The 25,293-nt window shown below is 66.1% G+C and carries 20 protein-coding genes; 16 read left to right on the top strand and 4 right to left on the bottom strand.

The annotated features are described in order from the left end of the window. Window positions 1-3 precede the first annotated feature (3 nt). From kdpB to FA85_RS10595, 7 genes are all read left to right on the top strand, one after another. Complete coding sequence (kdpB, locus tag FA85_RS10565) at window positions 4-2,079, top strand: potassium-transporting ATPase subunit KdpB (RefSeq protein ID WP_036116842.1); 2,076 nt, start codon at window positions 4-6, stop codon at window positions 2,077-2,079. A gap of 17 nt (window positions 2,080-2,096) precedes the next feature. After that, window positions 2,097-2,288, top strand: coding sequence for a hypothetical protein (locus FA85_RS10570; RefSeq protein WP_036116841.1), 192 nt, complete (start codon window positions 2,097-2,099; stop codon window positions 2,286-2,288). Window positions 2,289-2,350: 62 nt separating this feature from the next. Beyond that, window positions 2,351-3,769, top strand: a complete 1,419-nt coding sequence (locus tag FA85_RS10575) for an outer membrane beta-barrel protein (protein ID WP_081907628.1) — start codon at window positions 2,351-2,353, stop codon at window positions 3,767-3,769. An 11-nt stretch (window positions 3,770-3,780) separates the two neighbouring features. Then, window positions 3,781-4,356, top strand: coding sequence for a potassium-transporting ATPase subunit KdpC (gene kdpC / locus FA85_RS10580; RefSeq protein ID WP_036116837.1), 576 nt, complete (start codon window positions 3,781-3,783; stop codon window positions 4,354-4,356). A gap of 83 nt (window positions 4,357-4,439) precedes the next feature. Then, window positions 4,440-7,097: a sensor histidine kinase gene (locus tag FA85_RS10585; RefSeq protein ID WP_036116836.1), complete on the top strand. Its 2,658-nt coding sequence runs from the start codon at window positions 4,440-4,442 to the stop codon at window positions 7,095-7,097. Beyond that, entirely contained in the window at window positions 7,094-7,792 is a 699-nt protein-coding gene (locus tag FA85_RS10590) for a response regulator (RefSeq protein ID WP_036116834.1), read from the top strand. The genes FA85_RS10585 and FA85_RS10590 overlap by 4 nt, the downstream gene beginning before the upstream one ends. Before the next feature lie 122 nt (window positions 7,793-7,914). Continuing rightward, window positions 7,915-8,310, top strand: a complete 396-nt coding sequence (locus tag FA85_RS10595; RefSeq protein WP_043696954.1) for a hypothetical protein — start codon at window positions 7,915-7,917, stop codon at window positions 8,308-8,310. Here the strand turns inward: FA85_RS10595 and FA85_RS10600 are convergent. Next, a complete protein-coding gene (locus FA85_RS10600) occupies window positions 8,303-9,097 on the bottom strand; it encodes an AraC family transcriptional regulator (protein ID WP_036116832.1) in 795 nt (264 codons plus the stop codon). The genes FA85_RS10595 and FA85_RS10600 overlap by 8 nt on opposite strands. A gap of 111 nt (window positions 9,098-9,208) precedes the next feature. Here FA85_RS10600 and FA85_RS10605 point away from each other — a divergent pair, with 111 nt between their 5' ends. The 5 genes from FA85_RS10605 to FA85_RS10625 all read left to right on the top strand — a co-directional run bounded on the left by FA85_RS10605 (window position 9,209) and on the right by FA85_RS10625 (window position 14,242). Next, window positions 9,209-9,451, top strand: a complete 243-nt coding sequence (locus tag FA85_RS10605; protein ID WP_036116831.1) for a hypothetical protein — start codon at window positions 9,209-9,211, stop codon at window positions 9,449-9,451. A gap of 78 nt (window positions 9,452-9,529) precedes the next feature. After that, complete coding sequence (locus FA85_RS10610) at window positions 9,530-9,985, top strand: MarR family winged helix-turn-helix transcriptional regulator (protein ID WP_036116829.1); 456 nt, start codon at window positions 9,530-9,532, stop codon at window positions 9,983-9,985. A 24-nt stretch (window positions 9,986-10,009) separates the two neighbouring features. Beyond that, on the top strand, window positions 10,010-11,470 hold the full coding sequence (locus FA85_RS10615) for an efflux transporter outer membrane subunit (protein ID WP_036116827.1): 1,461 nt from the start codon (window positions 10,010-10,012) through the stop codon (window positions 11,468-11,470). Window positions 11,471-11,494: 24 nt separating this feature from the next. Continuing rightward, window positions 11,495-12,706 carry an HlyD/EmrA/EmrK family protein gene (locus FA85_RS10620; RefSeq protein WP_036116825.1) on the top strand — a complete coding sequence of 404 codons (1,212 nt, stop codon included), beginning with the start codon at window positions 11,495-11,497 and terminating at the stop codon, window positions 12,704-12,706. A 9-nt stretch (window positions 12,707-12,715) separates the two neighbouring features. Continuing rightward, window positions 12,716-14,242, top strand: coding sequence for a DHA2 family efflux MFS transporter permease subunit (locus FA85_RS10625; RefSeq protein WP_036116823.1), 1,527 nt, complete (start codon window positions 12,716-12,718; stop codon window positions 14,240-14,242). Between the two features lie 68 nt (window positions 14,243-14,310). Here the strand turns inward: FA85_RS10625 and FA85_RS10630 are convergent, their stop codons facing one another. Continuing rightward, a complete protein-coding gene (locus FA85_RS10630) occupies window positions 14,311-14,844 on the bottom strand; it encodes an acyloxyacyl hydrolase (protein ID WP_036116821.1) in 534 nt (177 codons plus the stop codon). 277 nt (window positions 14,845-15,121) lie between these two features. Between FA85_RS10630 and FA85_RS20920 the strand changes: the two genes are divergently transcribed. Then, entirely contained in the window at window positions 15,122-18,052 is a 2,931-nt protein-coding gene (locus FA85_RS20920; RefSeq protein ID WP_051944133.1) for a putative bifunctional diguanylate cyclase/phosphodiesterase, read from the top strand. 62 nt (window positions 18,053-18,114) lie between these two features. Here FA85_RS20920 and FA85_RS10640 read toward each other — a convergent pair whose 3' ends face one another. After that, on the bottom strand, window positions 18,115-18,891 hold the full coding sequence (locus FA85_RS10640) for an SDR family NAD(P)-dependent oxidoreductase (protein ID WP_051944131.1): 777 nt from the start codon (window positions 18,889-18,891) through the stop codon (window positions 18,115-18,117). A 109-nt stretch (window positions 18,892-19,000) separates the two neighbouring features. Between FA85_RS10640 and FA85_RS10645 the strand changes: the two genes are divergently transcribed. The 3 genes from FA85_RS10645 to FA85_RS10655 are packed head-to-tail and all read left to right on the top strand — an operon-like array spanning window position 19,001 to window position 21,969. Beyond that, on the top strand, window positions 19,001-19,939 hold the full coding sequence (locus tag FA85_RS10645; RefSeq protein ID WP_051944129.1) for a LysR family transcriptional regulator: 939 nt from the start codon (window positions 19,001-19,003) through the stop codon (window positions 19,937-19,939). A gap of 54 nt (window positions 19,940-19,993) precedes the next feature. Beyond that, on the top strand, window positions 19,994-20,554 hold the full coding sequence (locus FA85_RS10650; RefSeq protein WP_036118728.1) for a DUF2239 family protein: 561 nt from the start codon (window positions 19,994-19,996) through the stop codon (window positions 20,552-20,554). Next, the gene (locus FA85_RS10655) at window positions 20,551-21,969 is read left to right on the top strand and encodes an MATE family efflux transporter (RefSeq protein ID WP_051944128.1); all 1,419 of its coding nucleotides are present in this window, start codon (window positions 20,551-20,553) and stop codon (window positions 21,967-21,969) included. Before FA85_RS10650 ends, FA85_RS10655 begins: the two co-directional genes overlap by 4 nt. A 52-nt stretch (window positions 21,970-22,021) precedes the next feature. Here FA85_RS10655 and FA85_RS10660 read toward each other — a convergent pair whose 3' ends face one another. Then, window positions 22,022-25,195: an efflux RND transporter permease subunit gene (locus FA85_RS10660; RefSeq protein WP_036116819.1), complete on the bottom strand. Its 3,174-nt coding sequence runs from the start codon at window positions 25,193-25,195 to the stop codon at window positions 22,022-22,024. Window positions 25,196-25,293: the final 98 nt, after the last annotated feature.

Here is a 25,293-nt window from a genome sequence, read left to right on the forward strand (position 1 = left end):
TACATGACTACCCAAGCCCATAACGCCCCGCGCGGTTTCGACCGCGCGCTGGTGACACGCGCCCTCGGTGACGCGTTCCGCAAGCTCTCACCGCGCCTGCAGTTCCGTAATCCGGTGATGTTCGTCGTCTTCGTCTGCAGCGTCCTGACCAGCCTTCTCTGGATCCAGGCGCTGACAGGACACGGTGAAGCGCCGACGACCTTCATCTTCTGGGTTGCGCTCTGGCTGTGGTTCACCCTGCTGTTCGCGAACTTCGCCGAAGCGCTGGCCGAAGGCCGCGGCAAGGCACAGGCCGATGCGCTGCGAGGTTCGCGCCGCGATGTCGCGGCAAAGAAGCTGGCCTCGGCGGACCGTGATGCCGCTATCGTCTTCACACCGTCGAGTGAACTGCGCACCGGCCACTTCGTGCTGGTCGACGCGGGCGACATCGTCCCGGGCGATGGCGAAGTCGTGGTCGGCGCCGCCAGCGTCGATGAGAGCGCCATCACCGGCGAATCGGCACCGGTCATCCGGGAATCCGGTGGTGACCGCAGCGCGGTGACCGGAGGCACCCGGGTGCTGTCCGACTGGCTGGTGGTGCGCATCACCAGCAACCCCGGTGAAAGCTTTCTGGACCGCATGATCTCGATGGTGGAAGGCGCTTCGCGTCGCAAGACGCCGAACGAGATCGCGCTGACGATTCTGCTGGCCAAGTTCACCCTGATCTTCCTGCTCGCCTGCGCCACGCTGCTGCCGTACTCGATCTACAGCGTGCAGGCCGCGGGTGTCGGCCATCCGATCACCCTCACGGTCCTCATCGCGCTGCTCGTCTGCCTGATTCCGACCACGATCGGCGCCCTGCTGTCGGCGATCGGTATCGCCGGTATGGACCGCATGATCCGCGCCAACGTCATCGCCACGTCGGGTCGCGCCGTCGAGGCGGCCGGTGACGTCGACGTCCTGCTCCTCGACAAGACCGGCACCATCACGCTGGGCAACCGCCAGGCCGTCGCCTTCCACCCGGCACCGGGTATCGAGGAGCGCGAACTGGCTGAAGCCGCCGAGCTCGCCTCGCGGGCGGACGAGACCCCGGAAGGCCGCAGCATCGTGACGCTCGCGGCACGTTTCGTCGCCATGGCCGGGCGTCCGGCCACCGATCGCGGCGCCGTCTTCGTGCCCTTCACCGCGCAGACCCGCATGAGCGGCGTCGACGTCGGTACGCGGCATATCCGCAAGGGTGCGATGGACGCCGTGGAACGCTACCTCGACACCCAGGACAGCCACATGCCACCGCTGGTGCGTCGTATGGCCGAGGATGTCGCACGTCGCGGCGCCACACCGCTGATCGTCGTGGACGGCTCGCTCACGCTCGGCGTCGTCGAACTGAAGGATATCGTCAAGGACGGTATCAAGGAGCGCTTCGCCGAGATGCGCAAGATGGGCATCCGTACGGTGATGGTCACCGGCGACAACCCCCTGACCGCCGCGGCGATCGCCGCCGAAGCGGGCGTGGACGATTTCCTGGCCGAGGCGACGCCGGAAGCGAAGCTCAAGCTGATCCGTGACATGCAGGCCGAGAACCGTCTGGTGGCGATGTGTGGCGACGGCACCAACGATGCGCCCGCCCTTGCACAGGCCGATGTCGCCGTGGCGATGAACAGCGGCACCCAGGCGGCGAAGGAAGCCGGCAACATGGTGGATCTGGATTCCAATCCGACCAAGCTGATCGAAGTGGTCGGTATCGGCAAGCAGATGCTCATCACGCGCGGCGCGCTCACCACGTTCTCGATCTCCAACGATATCGCCAAGTATTTCGCGATCATCCCCGCGGCATTCGCCACGACGTATCCCGCACTCGATGCGCTCAACGTGATGCACCTGGCCACACCGCAGAGCGCGATCCTGTCGGCGGTGATCTTCAACGCACTGATCATCATTTTCCTGATTCCGCTCGCGTTGAAGGGCGTCGCGTATCGCGCCCTGGGTGCCGCCGCCCTGCTGCGCCGGAACCTGCTGGTCTACGGTCTGGGCGGCATCGTCGTGCCGTTCATCGGCATCAAGCTGATCGACATGTTGCTGGTCCTGATCGGACTGGCCTGAAAAAGAGGCGTCATCCCATGCATTCCGTGAAGCTCACCGTGCTCATCGAAGACAGCGCCGACCTCGACATGGAAGTTCGCGTCGTCGCCCCGGACATCCCCGCGACGGTCGCCAGCGTGCCTGCCAGGGTCACCGGACCGCGTGTCGTCGTGACGACCGCGACGCGGGACGAGGACGACTACGCGCTCGGCGGCTACGCCGGTATCTGATTCAAAGCACCACTCTCCTACTCACCGAAAAGGGGTCCCGAAAGGGATCGGTAAACAACGCCATGCGCACCACTCGTTATGCTCTTCTCGCCGCCTGTCTCGCCATCGCCCCCGTCACCCGTGCGATGGCTTCCGGCAGCGGCGACTGCTCTCAGGGCTTTGCTTCGCGCTTCGCCGCCGCCTACCGCGAAGACGCCCAGCCCGCCGACCCCGATGCACCGGCGGCGCCACGCCGTGCCATGGCCTCGCCGCTCCCGTCACCGCCGTTCCCCTCGGCGGAATGGCAGCTCGGCGGTGTCGCCTATCCGATCGGCGTGCCCAACCTCAATTCGAGGTACCCGCTGGAGAAGGCGCTGGCGTGCAACCGCTTCGGCAAATGGATGACCGATAACCGCATCGAGATCTACGGCTGGCTGAACGGGTCGGTCAATGCGAGCAGCTCGTCCCACACCAACTACCCGCTGTCGTACGCGACGCGCCCCAACCGCGCCGAGTTCAACCAGGCCTTGCTGCGCATCGAGCGTATCCCCGACACGGTACAGACCGACCATATCGACTGGGGCTTCCACCTCGACAACCTTTACGGCTACGACTACCACTACACCACCATGAAGGGCGTCTTCAGCAATCAGCTGCTGAATAATCCCCGTGCCGATCAGCCGCAGACAGGCAAGACCTATGGCTACGATCCCATGCTGTTCTATGCGGATCTCTACCTGCCGCATATCGCCGAGGGCATGGTCGTGCGTGTGGGACGCTATCTGTCGCTGCCGGACATCGAGGCGCAGTTTTCGCCCAACAACTACCTGGTCACGCATTCGGTGCTTTACACGGCGGATCCGTATACGCAGATGGGCGTGATGACGACCACGCGGCTCAACGCGCAGTGGACCGTGCAGCTGGGTATCAACGGTGGCAACGACACCGCCGTGTGGAACCATTCGTCGCGTCCGACCTTGCAGGCCTGCGTGCGCTGGGTGTCGAAAGACAACGACGACATGTTGTATCCCTGCGTGAACAGCTTCAACACCGACGACTACAACTACAACAACGTGCAGATGTACGTGACCACCTGGGGTCACCGCTTCAGCGACGACGTCCACATCCTCACCGAGGCTTACTACATGTACGGCCGCAACATCGCGGGCTATGGCCCCGGCGGCGAACCCGGCGTGGTCGGCTCGTCGCCGGTGGCCGGCAAGGCGGGCGAGTACGGCATCGTCAACTACATCAACGTGGCGATCGATCCGCTCAACATGATCTCGTTCCGCAACGAGTGGTACAACGACCAGAAAGGTCAGCGTACCGGTTACGCCACGCGCTACACGACGCACACGCTCGGCATGACCCACTGGGTCAGCCCGGACGTCGAGATCCGCCCAGAAATCCGTTACGAGAAATCCTATGACGTCGACGCTTACGACGGTGGCCGCAAGGGTTACCAGCTCAGCGCGATCGTCGATGCGATCTGGCACTACTGAGGATCATGGCCATGACTACCTTGTTGCGTAACGCCTTCGTGCTGCTGCTGATGATGACCGCGGTCACCGGCGTGGCCTATCCCGTCGTGGTTGGCGGACTGTCCATGGTGCTGTTTCCGAAGCAGGCGGCCGGCAGCCTGATCGAGCGCGACGGTAAGCCGGTCGGTTCGGCACTGATCGGGCAGTCGTTCACCGCACCGCGTTATGTCTGGGGGCGCCCTTCGGCGACCACGCCCGGGCCGAACAATGCGGCGGCATCCACGGGCTCCAATCTCGGTCCGACCAATCCGGCCCTGACGGACGCGGCGAAGCAGCGTATCGCCGCGCTGCGCGCCGCGGACCCGGAGAACCGGGCGCCCGTGCCGGTGGATCTGGTGACGGCCTCGGCCAGCGGCCTCGATCCGGAGATCAGTCCGGCGGCGGCGGAGTTTCAGGCGGGGCGCGTGGCCCGGGAGAGGGGTATCCCCGCGGAGAAGGTGCGGGAGCTGATCGCGGCGAACACCGAGGGGCGTCAGTTCGGTGTGCTGGGGGAGGCCCGGGTCAACGTGTTGCGGCTGAACCTCGCGCTTGATCAGGCACAGAGGTAACAACGCATCGCCGGCAGGGCCGGCTCCCACCGGAGCCGGTGGCACTTCGGCTACCCTTTCCTCAACTCCTGCGGCCCCACGCCATGAACGATGTCCGAGACGCCCGCGCCGACGCGCTGCTCAACGCGGTGAAGGAGGAGGACGGCCAGCGCCTCAAGATCTTCCTCGGCGCCGCCCCCGGCGTGGGCAAGACCTACGCGATGCTGTCCGCCGCGCGCGATCTGAAACGGCAGGGTATCGATGTCGTAGTGGGCCTGGTCGAGACCCACGGTCGGAGCGAGACCGCGGCCCTGCTCGAAGGGATCGAGATACTCCCGACCCGTCCGGTCCGCTATGCCGGCCGCGATTTCAGGGAATTCGATCTCGAGGCGGCGCTTGCGCGCAAGCCGGCGGTCATCCTCGTCGACGAACTCGCGCACACCAATCTCCCTGGCGGTCGGCACACGCGCCGCTGGCAGGACATCGCCGAACTGCTCGATGCCGGCATCGAGGTCTACACGGCGCTCAACGTGCAGCACGTCGAGAGCCTCAACGACCAGGTGAGGAGGATCACCAACGTCGCCGTGCGCGAAACGGTTCCGGATGTCTTCCTCGACCGCGCACGCGATATCGTCCTGGTCGACCTGCCGCCGCGTGAGCTGATCGGTCGGCTCAAGCAAGGCAAGGTCTACGTGCCGGAAACGGCGGCCGTGGCGCTGGACGCGTTCTTCTCACCGACCAATCTCGCCGCGCTTCGCGAGCTTGCCGTGGAAACCGTCGCCGCCCACGTCGACAGCGACCTGCGCGAGCACATGCTCGCCCGCGGCGATGCGATGCCCGTACGGCGACGGGTCATGGCCGCGATCGACGGTCACGATCAGAGCGAATACCTCGTGCGTATCACCCGGCGTATCGCGGAGCGTCGCGGTGCCCCGTGGAGCGTGCTGTTCGTCGATCGCGGCGGTCCCGACAGCGCCCGTCGCGAACGTGTGGACGCCGCGATGCGCCTGGCTCGCCGTCTTGGCGGTGAGGCGGTGATCCTGCGCGGCCATGCGGTTGCCGAGGAGCTGATCGCCTGGGCCGATCGCGAAGGCGCCGGCCAGATCATCGTCGGCCGTACGCGAGAGCGGCCCATCGCCCGCCGGCTCGGCTACTCGCTGACCCAGCAACTGCTGAGGCGCGCCGCTCACCTCGAACTGACCATCGTCGCCACGCCGACGCAGCGGGCCCAGTCGCGCCTGCGGCTGCGTATCGAAGACGGCGGCTCGCGGCGTGACTACGGGTTCGCCACACTCGCCACCGCGATCGCGATGGCGTTGTCCTTCGTCGCCGACCGGTTCCTGTCGGTGGCCAACCTCTCGCTGATTTTTCTGACGGCGGTGCTGGTGGTCGCGGTACGCACCCGCATGGCGGTGGCGGTGTATGCGGCGCTGCTGAGTTTCCTGGGCTACAACTTCTTCTTTGCGCCGCCGCGTTACACGCTGGCGATCGCCAACGCGGATGACGTGCTCGCGGTGACACTGTTTCTCGTGGCCGCGCTGGTCTGCAGCCGCCTGGCCACCCGCCTCGCCGGACAGGTGACGTCGTTGCGTGCGGCCCAGGTTCGCGCCCGCGCGCTCGTCGCGCTCGGACAACAGCTGGCGACGAGCGCGGATGCCGAGAGCGTGAGGGCGGCCGGCGCGCAGGCGCTGGCGAGGGCGCTGGACATCGACGTCGCCATACTTGCGCGGGAAGCCGGTGGCGAACTCGGCGTCGCCAGCACCGCACCCTCGGCCTTTCCGCTCTCCGCCCAGGATCTCGCCGCCGCCGACTGGTCCGATGGACACGCGGAGCCAGCCGGTCGGTACACCGACACCCTCAACGGCGCTTCCTGCTGGATGCTGCCGCTGGGCAGCGAGCATCAGCGCGGCGGCGTGGCAGCCCTGCGCTTTCCGCCGGGCATGCGTGAACCCGATGCCGACCGCCGCGGCCTGGCGCTGGCGATGGTGCAGGACATCGGGCAGGCGCTCGACCGCGCGCGCCTCGCCTCGGAACTGGAAAGCGCGCGCGTGCAGGGGGAGACCGAGCGCCTGCGTAACGCACTGCTCTCCTCGGTCTCGCACGACCTGCGGTCTCCGCTCGCCTCCATGATCGGTTCCGCCGGTACGCTGATCAGCTACGAAAAGCAGCTGCCCGACAGCGAGCGCCAGGAGCTGCTGCAGGCGATCCTCGGTGAAGGCCAGCGCCTGGACCGCTACATCCAGAACCTGCTCGACATGACGCGGCTGGGCCACGGCACGCTGAAACTCAATCGCGACTGGGTCGACGCGGGCGAGATCGTCGCGGCCGCCGTATCACGCATGCGCAAGCTGTTTCCGGAGGTGCGCGTCGACATGCACCTGCCACATGACACCGTCCTCCTGCACGTCCACCCCGCGCTCGTCGAGCAGGCGCTGTTCAACATCCTCGAAAACGGTGCGCGGTTCACGCCGCCCGGCGAGCCCATGCGCGTGACGGTGCGTACCGAAGCGGGTCGGCTGCTGGTGGATGTGGCCGACCGCGGGCCCGGCATTCCCGAGGACGAGCGGGCGCGGATCTTCGACATGTTCTACTCGGTGTCGCGTGGCGACCGGGGCGGACACGGCACCGGACTGGGCCTGGCGATCTGCCGGGGGATGATCGGCGCGCACGGCGGCAGCGTGGAGGCCTTGCCCCACGTCGGCGGAGGCACGACCATTCGCGTCTCGCTGCCCTTGCCGCCGCCTCCTGACGAAGCCCCATGAATGCCTCGGCCCCCCGTGTGCTGGTGATCGACGACGAAGCTCAGATCCGCCGCTTCCTGGACATCGGTCTGCGCGCCGAGGGCTATCACGTGCTGCTGGCCTCGACCGGTCAGGAAGGCCTCGGCCTCGCGGCGACGCAGTCGCCCGATGTGGTCATCCTCGACATCGGCCTGCCCGACCTCGAAGGTCATGACGTGCTTCGCGAGATCCGTCAGTGGAGTCAGGTACCCGTGCTGATGCTCTCGGTGCGCGATACCGAAGCGGAAAAGGTCCGCGCGCTCGACGGTGGCGCCAACGACTACGTGACCAAGCCGTTCGGCATTCAGGAGTTGATGGCGCGCCTGCGCGTGCTGCTTCGGCAAGCCGCCCGTGGCGGCGACGCGGAGGCCGCGGTGCGTTACGACGACGGCCGTCTCGCGATCGACCTTGCCCGCCGGGAAGTGCTGCTGGACGGTGCGCCGGTGGCGCTCACGCGCAAGGAGTTCGCGGTGCTGTCGCTGCTGGTCCGCCATCCGGGTCGCGTGGTCAGCCAGCAGCAGATCCTGCGTGAGGTCTGGGGACCGACGCATACGCAGGACACGCACTACCTGCGCATCGTGATGGGCAAGCTGCGTCAGAAACTGGGCGACGATCCGACCACGCCACGCTGGCTGAGGACGGAACCCGGCGTGGGATACCGGTTTCCGGCAGGCTGACCGGCGCCTCCGTGTGATCCGCGTCGCACCGGCTGGAAGCGGCGTGATCTTTCAGAATTTTCGGATTCTTTTACCCCGCTCGTTTGCGCAGCCTCGGCGTCCCCCACGCCTGAGGCATACACGTGCAGTCTTCGTATCCCCGTTTCTGTAACCGGCGCGTTTCCCACGTCCTCACCCTGGTGGGCGCCCTGCTCGTCTTCGTTCCCGTCTTCGCCGCCGCCGTGGAATGCGGCGAAGAACGTTTCGTTTCCGGCGACCACACCTTGCCCAGCCACGACGAAGCCATGGCGAAGTGCCGGGAGCAGGCAGCCGCGATGACAGATCCGGTGACGGGCACCTACACCGCGACGCACGCGTGTCATGACGAAGGCGACCCGGGGCAGCGCGGGCCCTGGCGTTACGGCCGGGTCGCCGTCGATGTCGTGACCCGGGACGGCGGCGACAGCTATACGTTCGAAGGGCTGTGGATGTGTAAGCCGGTCGAGGAAGAGGCGTTCTGGGCAAACGGCGTCAGGTGAGAGCCGCCTGCCTCGCCAGATAACGCCCCGGCGAATCGCCGAACGCCTTGCGGAACATCGCGACGAACGCGCTGGGCGTCGCGTAGCCCAGCGCGTCGGATACCACCGAGACCGGCTCGCCGGTCGCCAGGCGCTCGAGCGCCCGAGTCAGCCTTGCCTGCTGCCGCCACTGCGCGACGCTGCACTGGGTCTCCTGCCGGAACAGCCGCGTCAGGGTACGCGTCGACATGCCTGCCCAGTTCGCCCAGTCCTCGATGCCGCGCGTGTCCTCCGGGTGCTCGTACATCGCGACGGCCACGCGACGGAGGCGCCGGTCCGTGGGCATCGGCAGATGGAGGGGCTCGACGGGAGCGCCGTGCAACTCATCGAGCAGCACCGCCAGCAAGCGGTCGCGAGCCGGGTCGGGCTCGGCGACGTCCACCGGCCAGCTCGCGGCGCGCCGGATGATCGACCGAATCAGGTCGTTGACCCCGACCACGCAGGGGCGATCGGGCAGACCTCCCGCCGCGCAGGGCGCGATGAAGACACCCCAGGCGTGCATCGGTCCGGTCATGCTGATGGTATGCAGCGTGCCCGGGGGCATCCAGCCGGCGCGATGAGGAGGCAGCAGGTAGGAGCCGTGCTCCGTCTGGTTGGTGACAAAGCCTTCTTCCACATAGAAAAACTGACCTCGCACATGGCTGTGCCAGTCGCTTTCCATTTTTGGGATCTGGCCGCGAACCTCGTAGGCCACCAGCGGCGGACCCTCGGCGCTTTCGAGCAGGGCGTGGACTGCATCATGATCCATCTTGGCCGTTCCTCGACATAACTTGGCCAACTAACGATATCAGGCCTATACCCGTCATGGCTAATATCTGCTTCCCCAAGTATCTGTCCCGTTTCGACGAAGGAGACCCGCATGATCCGTCTCGTCACGAACGATTTCCGCGACGCCACTGAAGGCCGCGAAGCCGGCGATGCCCTGGTGACCTTCGTCGCCTGCGCGCACGCCATGCTCGATCCGGGCACCCCGGAAGAACAGCGCCGGCGGCTGGAGCCAAGGCTCCTGGCACAGCTTCCGACCCTCCGCGCGCTCGGCGTCTTCGACCTTTTCGCGGTCCGCGACCCTGCGCTCGCGGCCCTCCTGGCCGACGAAGGATGAACTGATTCACACACGGCAATATATGCTGAAAGCATATTTGCCTTGACAACTATAATTCGGGCAATAGAATGCTCGTCCATGAACAATCCTTGCCCCGTCTACGACAACCCCGACAGCCTGGGTGCCCTCGTCGGCATGGTGCGTAGTGAGATCGTCCGGGCTATCGAGTCCGATCTTGCCGCGCAGGGCGCGGATCTGAAATTCACCCAGTTTCATGTGCTCAAGCGCCTGGCGACCTGCGGCGCGATGACCGCCACCGAACTGGCCCGCTCGGTCGACCTCGACGGCGGCGCCATGACCCGGCAGCTGGACCAGCTGGAAGCGAAGGGTTACCTCCGCCGCCAGCCGCATGAGCAGGACCGCCGCGCGCTGCGCATCGACCTTACCGAGGCCGGCGTGGCGCTGTGGAAGCACCTGCACGAAAGCAACCTCGCGACCCTCGAGCGCGCCCAGAAGGGGCTGACCGAGGACGAGCGCGAGAAGCTGCACGACTACCTGGGGCGCGTGCTCGACGCGCTTCGCGAAAAAGACTGAACTAAACGTCCGAGGCAATACGCAATGCGTCTGCACACTCTCGTGGCGGCCGTCGGGGCCGCGTTGATCCTTTCCGGCTGTGTCACCAGCCGTGGCCTGGATCCGCAAGGCACCCTGACCGACCCGTCCTCCCTCCACGCCGAGCGCAGCCTGGCGAACGTCCCCGTGTCTCCGGCGGGGTGGCCGGCCGCCGACTGGTGGACCGGACTGGGTGACAGCCAGCTCTCCTCGCTGATCGAAGAGGCGTTGAAAGACAACCCCGACCTCGCCACCGCCGACGCCCGCGTGCGTCAGGCTCAGGCGCAGTCCGGTTCGGCTGACGCAGCGCGCGATCCCACGTTCAACGTAGGTGGCGGTGTCGCCGGTGCGCATCTGCCGGGCTCGTTGCTGCCGGATCCCCCGGGCAACCATTTCTCGTGGACCAAGTACGGCTACGGCAGTTTCAACTGGGACCTCGACCTGTGGGGCGGCAAGCGTGCCGCGTTCGAAGCGGCCGTGGGTTCGCAGCGTGCGGCTGAGGTCGATGCGCGCGCCGCACGCATCGAAATCTCGACCAACGTTGCCCGTGCCTACACGCAGCTTGGCTACGCGTTCACGCAGCTCGACGTCGCCAACGCCGAACTCGACCGGACGCATGCATCACAGAAGCTGACCGTGCAGCGCGTGGCCGCCGGCGTCGACAACCAGATGCAGGTGAAGCAGGCCGACAGCGAAGTGGCCTCGGCCGAACGTGAGATCGCGGTGGCGCAGCGTGCGATCGACAGCTCGCGCACGTCGCTCAGCGTGCTGCTCGGGAAGGGCCCGGATCGTGGCCTCGACATCGCCCGCCCCGCCGCGCTCACGCCGGCCGCCGTCGCCATCCCGGCCAACCTGCCGGCCGATCTGCTCGGTCACCGTGCCGACCTCGTCGCCGCGCGCTGGCGCGTCGAGGCGGCCTCGAAGGACATCGTCTCGGCGAAGAAGGCATTTCTGCCCAACGTGACGCTCGGCGTACTCGCCGCGCAGCTCGCCGGTGGCACGGAAAACCTGTTCGCCTCGCAGGCGCGCTTCTGGCAGGTGTTGCCGGCGTTCTCGCTGCCCATCTTCGACGGCGGTCGCCTTCGCGCGAATCTCGCCGGCAAGGATGCGGATTACGATCTGGCGGTCGCGCAGTACAACAAGACGCTGGTCGGCGCGCTCAACGAAGTGCAGGACGACCTGTCCGGGCTCGACTCGATCGGCACGCAGATTCAGGCGCAGCAGCGCGCGCAGGATGCGGCCCAGCAGGCCTACGACCTGTCGCAGCAGCGCTACAAGGCCGGTGTCGGCAGCTACCTGGAATCGCTCGTGGTTCGCCAGCAGCTGCTCGAAGCCGAGCAGCGCATGGCATCGCTGAAGGCCCAGCAGGTCGACACGTCCGTCCAACTCATTCAGGCGCTTGGTGGCGGCTTCCGCCCCGCGGCCGATGACCCGTCGGTCGTCACCGCAGCGCCGGCAACCCACTAAGCATTCATCTCGAGGCCTCTTCCGATGTCACAAGAAACCACCGCCCCCGCCGGCGCCGTCGTCGCACCGCCGCCGAAGAGCCGCCGCGGCTTCTTCCTTAAGCTGCTGGTACTCGTCATCGTCCTCGCCATCATCGGCTGGGTGATCTGGTACTTCGTCGACGGCCGCTGGTATGAAGATACCGACGACGCCTACGTCAACGGCAACGTCGTGCAGATCACCCCGCAGATCGCCGGTACGGTCACCTCGATCGGCGCCGACGACGGCGACCTCGTTCACCAGGGCGACGTGCTGGTCAAGCTCGATCCCAGCGACGCCGAAGTGAACCTGGAAAGCGCGCGCGCCAACCTCGCCAACACCGTGCGTCGCGTGCGTGGCCTCTACAATAACGTGACCTCGGCGCAGGCCGACGTCGCGGTGCGCCAGACCGCCGTCGACCGCGCCCGCCAGGATTACAACCGCCGTCGCGATCTGGCGAAGTCGGGTGCCATCTCCGCGGAAGAACTGTCGCACGCCGCCGATACGCTGACCTCCGCCGAGAGCAGCCTCGCGTCCGCCAGGCAGTCGTACAGCAGCAACAAGGTGCTGGTCGACGACACCGTGGTGTCCTCGCATCCGGACGTGCGTGCCGCTGCCGCCAAGCTTCGCTCCGCCTACCTAGACTTCGTCCGCTCGACGCTGGTCGCGCCGGTCGACGGCTATGTCGCCAAGCGCAGCGTACAGGTCGGTCAGCGGGTCCAGCCGGGCGCCGCCCTGATGGCCGTCGTGCCGCTGCATGAAGTCTGGATCGATGCCAACTTCAAGGAAACGCAGCTGACCAAAATGCGTATCGGCCAGCCGGTCGACGTCACCGCCGACGTCTACGGTGGCGACACGGTATACAAGGCGAAGATCCGCAGCCTGGGTGTCGGCAGCGGCAGCGCGTTCTCCATCCTGCCGGCGCAGAACGCCACGGGCAACTGGATCAAGATCGTGCAGCGCGTGCCGGTCCGCGTCGTCTTCACCGAGCCGAAGCAGCTGGAAGACAAGCCGCTGCGCCTGGGCCTGTCGACCAAGGTGACCGTGTCGCTGCATGACCAGAGCGGTGCGTTGCTGGCGAAGCAGTCGCCCACGAAGCCCGAGTTCTCGACGCCGATCTACGACAAGCAGCTTGCCGATGCCGACAAGGACATCGCCCGCGTGATCCATGAAAACGCGTCCGCCGGTGAAGGTGCCGAGCAGCAGGCTCCCAGGTAAGGTTTATTCATGAGCACCGAATTTCGACCGCCCAATCTGGCGCTGTCCACGGTCGGGTTATCGCTCGCTACCTTCATGCAGGTGCTCGACACGACGATCGCGAACGTGTCGTTGCCGACCATCGCGGGTAACCTGGGTGTCAGCTCCAACCAGAGCACCTGGGTGATCACCTCGTTCGCGGTGAGCAACGCGATCGCCCTGCCGCTGACCGGCTTCCTCACCCGTCGTTTCGGTGAGACCAAGCTGTTCGTATGGGCGACGCTGTTGTTCTCGCTCGCGTCGTTCCTGTGCGGCATCGCCCAGAGCATGACCATGCTGATCGTGTTCCGCGCCATTCAGGGCGCGGTCGCGGGACCGATGTACCCGATCACGCAGTCGCTCCTGATCTCGATCTACCCACCGGCCAAACGAGGCATGGCGCTGGCGTTGCTGGCGATGGTCACCGTCGTCGCGCCCATCGCGGGTCCGATCCTCGGTGGCTGGATCACCGACAACTACACCTGGCCGTGGATCTTCTTCATCAACGTGCCAATCGGCATCTTCGCCAGCTTCGTCGTGGCGAACCAGATGAAGGGCAGGCCGGAAGTCACCGAGAAGCCCAAGATCGATTACGTGGGCCTCATCACGCTGATCATCGGCGTGGGCGCGCTGCAGGTGGTGCTCGACAAGGGCAACGACGAGGACTGGTTCTCATCCACCTTCATCGTGGTCACCGCGATCATCGCCGCGATCGGTCTGGCCGTGTTCCTGATCTGGGAGCTCACCGACAAGGATCCGATCGTCAATCTGAAGCTCTTCAGACATCGCAATTTCGCGATGGGCACCTTGTGTCTGGTGCTGGCGTACGCGGCGTTCTTCGCCATCGGTCTGCTGGTGCCGCAGTGGTTGCAGCGAAACGTCGGGTACACGTCGACATGGGCGGGTCTCGCGGCGGCGCCGCTCGGCATCATCCCGGTGATCCTGACGCCGTTCGTCGGACGCTATGCGCACAAGTTCGACCTGCGCGTGCTGGCCTCGGGTGCGTTCATCGTCATGGGTGCGACGTGCTTCATGCGCTCGGACTTCTATCTCGACATCAACTTCTACAGTGTCGCGATGGTCCAGCTGATTCAGGGCCTGGGCGTGGCGTTGTTCTTCATGCCGGTGCTGAGCATCTTGCTGTCGGACCTGCAGCCTCGTGAGATCGCGGCGGGCTCCGGTCTGGCGACCTTCCTGCGCACGCTGGGCGGCAGCTTCGCGGCGTCGCTGACCACGTTCCTGTGGGATCACCGTGCCATCGTCCACCACGAGCGGCTGGCGGAGAACTTCACACCGTTCAATCCGACGACGCAGGATGCGCTCACCCAGATCGGCCGTGGCGACCCGCAGTACGCGGTGTCTTCGGTCAACGCGATGATCACCAATCAGGCCTATCAGATCTCGTTCAACGAGGTGTTCTACCTGCTCGGTTTCGTGTTCGTCGCACTGATCTTCGTCGTATGGCTGGCGAAGCCGCCGTTCGCGGCCAAGGCAGGGCCGGCCGCTTCGGGACACTGATCCGGCCATCGGGAAATAAAAAAGAGCCGGCGCTTCGCAGCGCCGGCTCTTTTTTGATACCAACGCACTCAGATATCGAAACCGATACCCACCAGCGCCATCGTCTCGCCACGGTTCGGCTCCTGGAAGCTGCCGTTAGAGATGTGACGGACCTGGAAGCTGACGTTCTTGTACTGCCAGCCGAGCGTGCTGACGAACTCGTAGCCGCTCGACAGCGCCTGCGTGCGACCGCCGGCGGTGCCCGCGACCTGGAAGCTGAAGAAGAAGGGGCGGTACCAGTCGCCTTCGCTGCCGTAATGGAAGCGGGCACCGGCGGCGCCGACCCAGACGTTGCTGGTCACGCCGGGATGGGAGTTCTCATAGCGGCCGATGTCGCGGCCCTTGATGTAGCCGATGGAGACGTCCGGGGACCAGGTGAACCAGCTCTGGCCCATCTGACGGGCGTCGAACACGGACTCCACGAAGAAAGCGTTGGTGCCGTAGTCGTCCATGTAGCTGCGGCCCCCCTGCACTTCCAGGTGGGTTTCGGCCGCTGCGGGGAAGGCCGCGGCGGCGAGGGAGAACGCGGCGAGGGCGCCGAGAGCGAAGCGGGAAGAGCGCATGGCGGGGGGTGGTCCTTGTGCTGGGACGTATTTTTATGAACCGGATGGTTCGGTAAATAGTGTTGAGTCGGCGTGAAAAAAGGGGCGCTCCTGCAATTATTCGCGCCGTATCTTTCCCGGGCTTGTCGGACCGTGCCGCCAGTTTCTTTCACCGTGGCGTTCAAGGCACACCCCGAGTTGCCGTTACAGAGCGACGGGGCCTGGCCGGGGGCGGCGCCCGCACGACATCAGGGGGCTAGGCACGGTGGGAGGCGCGACGGTAAAGGGAGCGACGAGGGTGCGCGCTCGCCGGATTCGTCTGGCGATCTGGGCCGTATCCGCCGTCCTGTCCCTGGGCATCGCCGCGCTGGTCGCCCTTCTGCAATCGCAGGCCTACTCCCGCATGCTGGCCACGCACAAGCGGCAGCTCGCGGCATCCGCGGGAGCCGTGGTGCGCCTGCTCGACCAACAGGTCAATTGGAGCCTTGGTCCGCTGCTCGCCCTTCGCAACGCCGTCGACGGTCCCGACCCGGGCCCGCTGCACATGCGCCTGGGGGAGGTGCAGGTGCGCCACCCGGAATTGCCATCCTTTGTCGCCCTGGATGGCGCAGGTAACGTCGTCGCCTTTACCTCGGCGCCCTGGGCGGCCTGGCGCGACGTGCTCGATGCGCCGCGGCAGCGGGCACTCGGTGCGAGCGTACGGGTGGCCGTCGTCGCCGGCGAGCCCGGTCGGCCTTCCAGCGTCCGTGTCACCGTGGACGCACGCGTCGCGCAGCCGGCCGCGTTCGGTACCGTCATCGACGCGGAGCGCCTGCGTGACGCCATGCGCCGAACCATGCTTGGGAGCAGCGCCGAGATCGCGGTGTTCTCGGTGTCCGGACAGCGGTTCACCAGCAACGTCGACCGGGACGTGCCTGGATGGACGCAAGGCGCGGTGACGCTGGGCGCCGCGGGCTCCGCGGACGATGACCGGCGGCTGGGCGCGTGGGCCGTATCGACCACCTATCCCTTCGTCGCCCGTTCCTCGCTGGACCGCGCACTCCTGCGCGCCGACTGGTGGCGCCAGTCACGGGAGACCTTGCTGGCCGCGCTGGCTCTCATCGTCCTGATCCAGGTCTTCGCGGCCGCCTTCGATCGCGCCTACCGCCGCCAGTCGCGGCTCGTCGATGCGTTGTCGCGCTCGGCCCGTCACCTGGGGGACGTGCAGCGAACGGGGCGCATCGGGCTGTGGGAGAGCGACCTCGATACGGGATCCGTCGTCTGGTCGGGCCAGGTCCACGAGATCACGGGTTCTCCTCACGAGCGCATTTCCTTCGATGGCGCCTACCGGGAACTCGTCCACCCCGACGACCGCCCCGGCATCGATGCGTGGGTTCAGCGTTTCAGATCGGAAGAGGGTCCGTTTGAATTCGAGCACCGTCTTTGCCGCGAGGACGGGCGGGAGGTGCGTGTCCATTTGCGCGCCGAACGAATCACCAACGAAGAAGGCCACGCGATCGTGGCCGGTACGATCACTGAAATTACCGCGCTGCACGAGACCCGTCAGCGCCTGGAAAGCACGGACCGCGATCTGGCCGCCAGCGCGACGGCCTACCGTCAGCTGCTGGCGCGCGTACCGTTGCCGCTCGCCATCGTCCGCGACGGGCGCATCGACTACGCCAACCCGCTGGCGGAAGAGCGGATGGGCAGCGTGGGACACAGCCTGGTCGGCCGTCTGGCGGCCAGCTTCATGGATGAGGAGGCGCTCGAAGCGCTGGGTGCGCGGCCGCCCGAAGGCGCCAACATCATGGCCTGGCTCAACCCGGATCACGGCATGCCCTTCGAGGCGGAACTGGCGCTGTCCAATTACCGCGACACGAAAGGCACCGGCGCCCTGGTGATCATGCGCGACGTGACCGAGCAGCGTCTTTACGAAGAGCGCCTCAATCATCAGGCCATGCACGACGAACTGACGGGGCTGCCCAACCGACGCGCCCTGCGCGAGCGGCTCGACGAGCTGGTGGCTGACTGCATCCGCGACGGATCAGGGCTGATGGTACTGTTCATCGACCTCGACCACTTCAAGGTGATCAACGACGCGCTCGGTCATGCGCTTGGCGATCAGGTGCTGCGCGACGTGACCTTGCGGCTTGGCGACGCGCTGGACGGTGTGGGACAGGTCGGCCGATTCGGTGGCGACGAGTTCGTGGCGATGCTCCCCTTCACCTGCCCGCCCGCCGAAGTACTTGCCGTATTGCCGGTGATCCAGCAAGCGATCGAAGAGCCGCTCACCGTCGGCGGTTCGATGCAGCGTCTGAAGTGCAGCATCGGTGTCGCCTTCGCCACGCGCGATGGCAGCGACGCGGACACGCTCATCCGTAACGCGGATACGGCCATGTACGACGCGAAGCGGTCGGGCCGTCACACCTGGAAACGCTATTCGGCGGATATGCATGCCACGGCGATGGCGCGTCTGACCGTTCTTACCCGCTTGTCCGGTGCGAACCTGGGCCATGAGCTGGCGCTGGCATGGCAGACCCAGCACGCCGGTGACGACGGGCGCGTGATCGGTGTCGAGGCGCTGCTGCGCTGGCCATCGGCGCCGGCGGACCTCGCCGGTAACGACAAGCTCGTGCCGCTCCTGGAAGAGACCGGCGCCATCGTGCAGATCGGTCAATGGGTGCTGCGTGAGGCATGCCGTCAACAGCGTCGGGTCACCGAACGGCTGGGTCCGGATTGCCGGATCGCGGTGAATATCTCGGCGCAACAGCTGGTGCACAGCGATCTGGTGGCCGAGGTCAAACTCGCGCTTGCGGAGACCGGGGCGAGTGCGTCGTCGCTCGAGCTCGAACTGACCGAAAGCGCCTTCATGCAGGAACCCGAGCGGGCCATTCGCACGTTGCACGAGTTGCGCGCGATGGGCGTGAGCATCTCGCTGGACGACTTCGGCACCGGGTATTCCAATCTCACTTACCTGTCGCGGTTGCCCCTGGACAAGATCAAGGTGGACCGTCACTTCACGGTAAGTCTGCTCGACGACGCGGGCAATGCGTCCATCTGTCGTTCGATCGTCTTTCTGGCGCGCAGCCTGAATCTCGAAGTCGTCGCCGAGGGTGTCGAGACCGAGAGCCAGCGTCGCTGGCTGCTCGCGGAGGGCTGCGTGTCCATGCAGGGATACCTGTTCTCCCGGCCGGTGCCGATCGAGGCGCTGGAGCTGGCCGTTTCCGACACCGTGCACATGCCGTTGTAAGCCACACGCCGCCGCGGGATCGCCTGCAGACTGGCGGCCAGCCTGCAGGCGACGTTCACCGGTCAGATCTGCGTCTGCCCGCCATCCACGAACAACTCGACACCGGTGATGTAGCTCGCATCGTCCGAGGCGAGGAACGAGACCGCCGCGGCGACCTCATCCGGCGTGCCCGTGCGACCCAGTGGCGTGATGCTTGCGGTATATGCCGTGAAGTCGGCGATCTGCTGGTCGTTCATGCCGAGCTCCGTCTTGTAGCCCGGCGTCACGACGGTGCCCGGCGCCACCACATTGATGCGGATGTCGCGACCCTTCAGATCGCTCGCCCAGGTCCGCGCCAGTGAGCGCACGGCCGCCTTGGTCGCGGCATATACGCCGAACGCGGCCGGGCCCTTGATCGACACCGCCGAACCGTTGAGCACGATCGCACTACCCGGGCCCATGAGCGACAGCGCCTTCTGCACCGTGAACAGCGTGCCCTTGACGTTGATCCCGAAGTACTTGTCGAACTGCGCTTCGGTCACCTGGTCCAGCGAAGTGAACTCGCCGCCGCCCGCATTGGCGAACAGGATGTCGAGGCGACCGCTCTTCTCGCGGATCGTGGCGAAGATACGATCGAGATCGGCGGCCTTCGCGATGTCGCCCTGGATGGCGATGACACCCAGCTTCGCGGCGGCCTCGTCCAGCTCGGCCTGGCGGCGGCCGGTGATGTACACGGTGGCGCCCTCGCGGACAAAGCGCTCCGCGGTGGCAAGCCCGAGGCCCGAGCTGCCGCCGGTGACCAGGACGATCTTGCCGGCGTGACGGGTGGTGTGGATGTTGCTGGTGGCGAGGGTTTTCATGACTGCGCTCCGATGGCCGCGGTGCGGCCGTTGGAGAGCATTCTGGCTATTTGCGCTGCGTGGATAAATAATCGAATCGCGATTTGATTATTCCCGCACGGAAACAAAGATGGATCACTTCCTCGCTATCAGAGTGTTCGGGCGTCTCGTCGAGACCGGCGGCTTCGGCCGGGCGGCGGACGCCTTGCGCATGCCCAAGTCCACCGTGACCAAGCTGATCCAGGGCCTCGAGGCGGAACTGGGCGTCCGCCTTCTCGAGCGCACGACCCGGCGGGTGACGGTCACCACCGAAGGCGCCGCCTACTACGAACACACGCAGCAGTTACTGGGCGAGCTCGACGCTTTCGAGACCACGCTTGCCGGCGGTCAGGCCAGTCCCGTCGGCAACCTGCGCATCGACACGGGCGGCTCCGTCGCCGCCCGCCTGATCCTTCCGGACCTGCCCGATTTCCGTGCCCGCTATCCCGGTATTCGTGTGCAGGTCGGTGTGACCGATCGCACGGTGGACCTCATCGGCGAAGGCATCGACTGCGCGATCCGCAGCACCGCCGACGATCCGAACCTCGTGACTAAGAAGATCGCGGATGCCTCGATCACCCTCTGCGCAACGCCCGGCTACTTCGCGCGCCGCGGCACGCCCGATACACCTGAGGCGATCGAGCGCGATGGTCACGAGGTCATCGGCTATGCCGCGGTCCGCACGGGGCGTCCTGTCCCGCTGCGCTTCCGGCGCGACAACCGGGACGTCGAGGTGCATGTGCCGGCAGCTATCGAGGTCAACGAGAGCAATGCCCATACGGCTGCGGCGCTCGCTGGTCTGGGTATAGCGCAGGCGCTGGCCTTCACCGTGGCGCCGCACATCGCCCGCGGCGCGCTCGTGTCGGTGCTGGACGACTGGCGACCCACGGCTCTGCCGATCTATCTCGTCTATCCACCCGCCCGCCGACACAACGCGCGTCTTCGGGCATTCGTCGACTGGCTGTCGGAAGCCCTGCCCAGGCGGATCGCCGCAGCAGAATCGGGATCGGTTTTACCCGGAGACTATTGACGACACGTTTGATCCGGGTAAAAATTGATCTTCGCTCTTGTCCCGGCCACCTCCATGTCGACTTACACCGCTTTCATCGCTACCGAGCGCATTGCCCACGGATCGCTGGCGGCGGTCGCGGAACGCTGCAAGGTCCGCCTCGACGCCGACCCGCACGTCACGCCCACCGTCTACGACGATGCGACCGGCCGTGTCGTCGACATCGACTACCGGGGCACCGTCCACGATGTGCTTGCGCGCCTCCCCGTCGCCGAGCCGCCAGCCCGCCGTGGGCCGGGGCGTCCAAAACTTGGCGTGGTCGCCCGGGAGGTCACGCTGCTTCCGCGTCACTGGGAGTGGCTTGCGGCGCAGCCGGGCGGCGCCTCCGTGGCGCTGCGTCGTCTGGTGGAAGCGGCAAGCCGCGAGGGCGCACCGGCCGACCGCGTCCGTGCGGCGCGCGAGGCGGTCGATCGCGTCATGCTGACGCTGGCCGGCGATCTTCCCGGCTACGAGGAAGCCTCCCGCGCCTTCCACCGTCAGGACGCCGCTCGCTTCACCGCGCTGACCGACGCATGGCCGGCCGATGTACGCCACTACGTGCGCCTGCTGGTGTCGCGCGCCGGCGACGAGACATGACGCCGCCGCGTGGCGCGCTGACGGAAGGGCCGATTGCCAGGACCCTGCTGCTCTTTTCCCTGCCTATCCTGGGCGCCAACGTCTTGCAGTCGCTGAACGCATCGGTGAATGCGATCTGGGTGGGGCACTTTCTCGGCGAGTCAGCGTTCGCGGCCACCTCCAATGCCAACCTGATCCTGTTCTTCCTGCTCGGAGTCGTCTTCGGCGTCGGCATGGCGACGACCATCATGGTGGGCCAGACGCTCGGCGCGCACGACGTGCCCGAGGCGCGGCGTGTGGTGGGCACCGGTCTCGGTTTCTTCGTCGTGCTGTCGGTGCTCGTCGCGCTGGGCGGTTTCATCGCGACACCGCTCATGCTGCGCGCCATGGGCACGCCGCACGATGCGCTGCCGTTCGCGACCGACTACCTGCGCATCATCTTCGTCGCTCTGCCGGCGATGTATCTGTACACGTTTCTGATGATGACGCTGCGCGGTGCGGGCGACTCACGCACGCCCTTCGCCTTCATGCTGGTTTCGGTCGTGCTCGACGTCGCGCTGAATCCGCTCTTCATCTTCGGCCTGGGACCGGTCCCCGCGATGGGTATCGCGGGCTCCGCCGTGGCCACCCTGATCGCGCAGGTCGTTTCGTTGCTGGCGCTGATCGCGTGGCTTTATCACCGCAAGCACTTTCTCTGCATTCACCGGCACGAACTGCGCCTGCTGATTCCGGAACCCGTCCTGCTCAGGCAGCTGGTGATGAAGGGCCTGCCGATGGGTGCGCAGATGATCGTCATCTCGTCCTCGGCGATCATCATGATGTCGCTGGTCAACCGCCACGGCTCGCAGACCACGGCGGCTTATGGCGCGGCGGCCCAGTTGTGGACGTACATCCAGATGCCCGCGCTGGCGATCGGTTCGGCGGTGTCGTCGATGGTCGCGCAGAACGTGGGTGCGAAGCGCTGGGATCGCGTCGCGGGCATCGGCCGCGCAGGCGTGCTGACCAACTTCACGCTGACCGGCACGCTCGTGCTCGTCATCTACCTGTTCAACCGCACCGCGCTGGCGCTGTTCCTCGGGGAGGACAGTTCGGCCATCGGCATCGCCCAGCATCTCAACCACATCGTGGTGTGGTCGTTCCTGCTGTTCGGCGTCACCTTCGTCATGTTCGGCGTGGTGCGGGCCACGGGCGCGGTCATGCTGCCACTGATCGTGCTGGTGATATCGATGTGGCTGGTGCGCTATCCGTTTGCCGCCCTGCTGGAACCGAGGTGGGGCGCGGACGCCATCTGGTGGAGCTTTCCGGTCGGGTCGCTGGTGTCGATCGCGATTACGACGGTGTATTACCGGCGCGGAAGCTGGAAGAAGGCGCATATGCTTCCGGCGACGCCAGCTTCGGTAGGAGCCAGCCCTGCTGGCGATGGGAGCTTGCCGTAACTCCTGTCGCCAGCAGGGCTGGCTCCTGCAAAAAGCCGGTATTCATGGAAGGCTATCGGGTCTTGCGCGCCTTGCGGATCTTGATCCAGCGCTTGTACCGACGCTTCAGCATGCGCCGGTGTAGGCGCTTCACCTTGCGCTCCTTGCGGTCGTGATTCCACAGGTAGATCGCGGGCGTACTCAGGAGCGTAAGCAGCTGCGAGACCAGCAAGCCGCCGACGATCGCGATACCGAGCGGCCGCCGCATTTCCGAGCCGACACCGAACCCGATCGCCAGCGGCAGCGCGGCACCCATCGCGACGAGGGTGGTCATGGTGATCGGACGGAAGCGGACCAGGGCCGCCTGACGAATCGCGTCGACCGGCGACATGCCGTGTTCACGCTGGGCCACGAGTGCGAAGTCGACCATCAAGATGGCGTTCTTCTTGACGATACCGATCAACAGCAAGACCGAGATGATCGCCATCAGGGTCAGCTGTGTCTGCGTGACCAGCATCGCCAGGAACGCACCGGCACCCGCCGCCGGCAACGTCGAGATGATCGTCAACGGATGGCCGAGACTCTCGTAGAGAATTCCGAGCACGATGTAGACGGCGAGGATCGCGCCGACCAGCAGCACCATGCCGTTGGACTGCGCGTCCCGCATGCGCTGATTGGTGCCGGTGACGTCCATGCGCACGCCTTCCGGCAAATTGATCCGGCGTACGGCCTCCTCGGCCAGACTGTTGCCCTTATCGGGCGTGATCTTCGGCGCGAGGTTGTAGGTGATGTCGGCCGATTCGAGCTGGTTCTGGTGGGTGACCGCACTCGGCGTCGCCACGGGCTCGATGTGCGCCACCGCCGAGAGCGGAATCATCGTGCCGAGTGAATTCTTCACGTACGTGTTGAGCAGCGCGCCGGGACTGAGCTCCTGCGCGGCCGCCGAGGTCAGCACCACCCAGTACTGGTTGATGTCCGAATAGATGATCGACACCTGGCGCTGGCCGAACGAGTTGTACAGCGCCGAATCGACATCGCCCATGCCGACGTTCAGGCGGCCCGCCGCATCGCGGTCCACCTTCAGCATCTGTTGCTTGCCGACGATGTCGAAGTCGCTGCCGACGTCGCGGAACTCCTTCATGCTGCGCATCTGACGCACCAGCTTCAGCGTCCAGGGCTGCAACGGTTCGCCGCCGGTACTGATCAGCTGGAACGAGTACTGCCCGCGGTTGCTGTTGCCCCCGCTCCCGCCGAGGAACTGCACGGGATTCATGAAGACCTGGACATCGGAGAGCTTGTCGTACTCCTTGCCCTTGCGATCCATGAATTCCTTCATGGATTCATGGCGCAGGTCCGGGCCGCTCCCCTTCTTCTTCAGATCGATGAACATGGTGCCGCTGTTGCCGACGGCCGCGCCATCGTTACCGCTGCCGAGCAGTGTGGTGACATCGGCGACGGCCGGGTCGTTCTGCATCATTTCGCCGACGCGTTTGAGCCGTCGCGACATCTCGTCCGGCGAAATGTTGGCGTCCGCGGTGACATCGGCCTGCAGCATGCCCGTGTCCTCGTCGGGCATGAAATTGCCACCGGCGGTCTTCACCACGGCGAAGCCCAGCGCGAAGGTGGCGAAAAGCAGGATGAGTGGCTGCCAGCGCATGACGCGCCGATGGCGCATCGCCCAGTCCAGTCCGCGCTCATACAGGCGCAGAAACCCGCGATCGAAGCGTTCCAGCGCGCGCTCGACGCGGCCTGGCTGGCGGTCGGGCTCGTCGTGCTTGAGATAGCGGGCACAGAGGGCCGGCGTGAGCGTCAGCGACACGATGGCCGAAATCAGCACGGCCGCCGCCAGGGTCACCGAGAACTCGCGCAGCAACTTGGTGATCATGTTGTTGCCGAACAGCAGCGGCGCGAACACCGCCACCAGCGACAGCGTGATCGACATCACGGTGAAGCCGATCTCGCGCACGCCCTCGAGCGACGCCGGCATCGGTTTGCTGCCGTTCTCCATGTGCCGGACGATGTTCTCGATGACCACGATGGCGTCATCGACGACGAAGCCGATGCACAGCACCAGCGCCATCAGCGACATCGTGTTTAGCGTATAGCCGAGTGTCCACATCACGACGAAGGCGCCGGCCAGGGACAACGGCACGCTCAGCGTTGCGATCAGCGTCGGACCGAGACGGCGCAGGAACACCATCATGACCAGGAAGACCATGACGATGCTGATCAGCAGCGCGACCTTGACCTCGTGCAGCGCGGACTGCGTGGTCTGGGTCAGGTCGAAGATGGGGGTGACCTTCGCGTCCGCCGGCAGCAGCGAACGGAAGCGCGGCAGCGCGGCACGGATCGCGTCGGCGGTGGCGATGGAATTCGCCTCCGGACGCTTGCTCATCTGCATGGTGACCGAGCGCTCGCCCTGGAACCATGCGGCCTGGTACTGGTCCTGCTGGCCGTTGTAGACGCGGGCGATGTCCGAGAGGCGCACCGGCACGTTGTTGCGCATCGCGATGAGGATGTCGCCGAAATCCTTCGCGTCGCGAATGCTGTCGTTCGCGACGACCGTCATCTGTGCCTTGCCGTCGGACAGCAGGCCCTGCGGCGAGGTCACGTTGGCGGCGTGCAGCGCATTGGACACATCGTTGGCGGTGAGTCCCTTGGACGACAACGCGCGGGTATCCAGCTCAACGCGCACGGCGTGCGGGGTCCCGCCGAAGACCTGTACGCGCGACACGCCATCGATCTGCGCCACGGCGGGCCGGATCAGGGTGTCGACGACGTCGTAGAGCTTGTCCGGCGGCAGCGACTTCGAGGTGAACGACACCAGCAGAACGGGAATCTGGCCGGTGTCGAACTTAAAGTACTGTGGGGGGCTGGGCATGCCGGCCGGCAGGTCGGCGGCGGACGCGTTGATCGCGGCCTGCACGTCACGCGCGGCGGCATCGGTGGAGCGGTCCATGCTGAAACGGAGGCGGACGAAGCCGCTGCCTTCCGAGCTGTTGGAATACATCTGGTCCACACCCGGGATCTGGCCGAGGTGGCGCTCCAGGGGGGCGATGATGGTCGAGGCCATCGTCTGCGCGTTCGCACCGGGCATCTGCGTCTGGATGAAGACGGCGGGCACTTCGATGGACGGCAGGGCCGCCACGCCGAGCAGCATGTAGGCGATGGAGCCGCACAGCACGAGCCCCGCCGCAAGCAGCGAGGTTCCGATCGGCCGGCGAATGAAAGGTGCAAAAACGTTCACGACACTTCCTGTGATCGCGGGAAGCATACCCGCGCCCGGGGACTTTATGACGTCCGCGCCGGTCCGTGGCGTGTGCCTTTAGTGGGGGCCCTGCCGGA

Source organism: Luteibacter mycovicinus (genome assembly GCF_000745235.1).
Taxonomy (GTDB): Bacteria; Pseudomonadota; Gammaproteobacteria; order Xanthomonadales; family Rhodanobacteraceae; genus Luteibacter; species Luteibacter mycovicinus.

Coding starts and splice junctions, on each gene's coding strand:
- kdpB (WP_036116842.1), top strand. CDS start 4: ATGACTACCCAAGCCCATAACGCCCCGCGCGGTTTCGACCGCGCGCTG.
- FA85_RS10570 (WP_036116841.1), top strand. CDS start 2,097: ATGCATTCCGTGAAGCTCACCGTGCTCATCGAAGACAGCGCCGACCTC.
- FA85_RS10575 (WP_081907628.1), top strand. CDS start 2,351: ATGCGCACCACTCGTTATGCTCTTCTCGCCGCCTGTCTCGCCATCGCC.
- kdpC (WP_036116837.1), top strand. CDS start 3,781: ATGACTACCTTGTTGCGTAACGCCTTCGTGCTGCTGCTGATGATGACC.
- FA85_RS10585 (WP_036116836.1), top strand. CDS start 4,440: ATGAACGATGTCCGAGACGCCCGCGCCGACGCGCTGCTCAACGCGGTG.
- FA85_RS10590 (WP_036116834.1), top strand. CDS start 7,094: ATGAATGCCTCGGCCCCCCGTGTGCTGGTGATCGACGACGAAGCTCAG.
- FA85_RS10600 (WP_036116832.1), bottom strand. CDS start 9,097: ATGGATCATGATGCAGTCCACGCCCTGCTCGAAAGCGCCGAGGGTCCG.
- FA85_RS10605 (WP_036116831.1), top strand. CDS start 9,209: ATGATCCGTCTCGTCACGAACGATTTCCGCGACGCCACTGAAGGCCGC.
- FA85_RS10610 (WP_036116829.1), top strand. CDS start 9,530: ATGAACAATCCTTGCCCCGTCTACGACAACCCCGACAGCCTGGGTGCC.
- FA85_RS10615 (WP_036116827.1), top strand. CDS start 10,010: ATGCGTCTGCACACTCTCGTGGCGGCCGTCGGGGCCGCGTTGATCCTT.
- FA85_RS10620 (WP_036116825.1), top strand. CDS start 11,495: ATGTCACAAGAAACCACCGCCCCCGCCGGCGCCGTCGTCGCACCGCCG.
- FA85_RS10625 (WP_036116823.1), top strand. CDS start 12,716: ATGAGCACCGAATTTCGACCGCCCAATCTGGCGCTGTCCACGGTCGGG.
- FA85_RS10630 (WP_036116821.1), bottom strand. CDS start 14,844: ATGCGCTCTTCCCGCTTCGCTCTCGGCGCCCTCGCCGCGTTCTCCCTC.
- FA85_RS10640 (WP_051944131.1), bottom strand. CDS start 18,891: ATGAAAACCCTCGCCACCAGCAACATCCACACCACCCGTCACGCCGGC.
- FA85_RS10645 (WP_051944129.1), top strand. CDS start 19,001: ATGGATCACTTCCTCGCTATCAGAGTGTTCGGGCGTCTCGTCGAGACC.
- FA85_RS10650 (WP_036118728.1), top strand. CDS start 19,994: ATGTCGACTTACACCGCTTTCATCGCTACCGAGCGCATTGCCCACGGA.
- FA85_RS10655 (WP_051944128.1), top strand. CDS start 20,551: ATGACGCCGCCGCGTGGCGCGCTGACGGAAGGGCCGATTGCCAGGACC.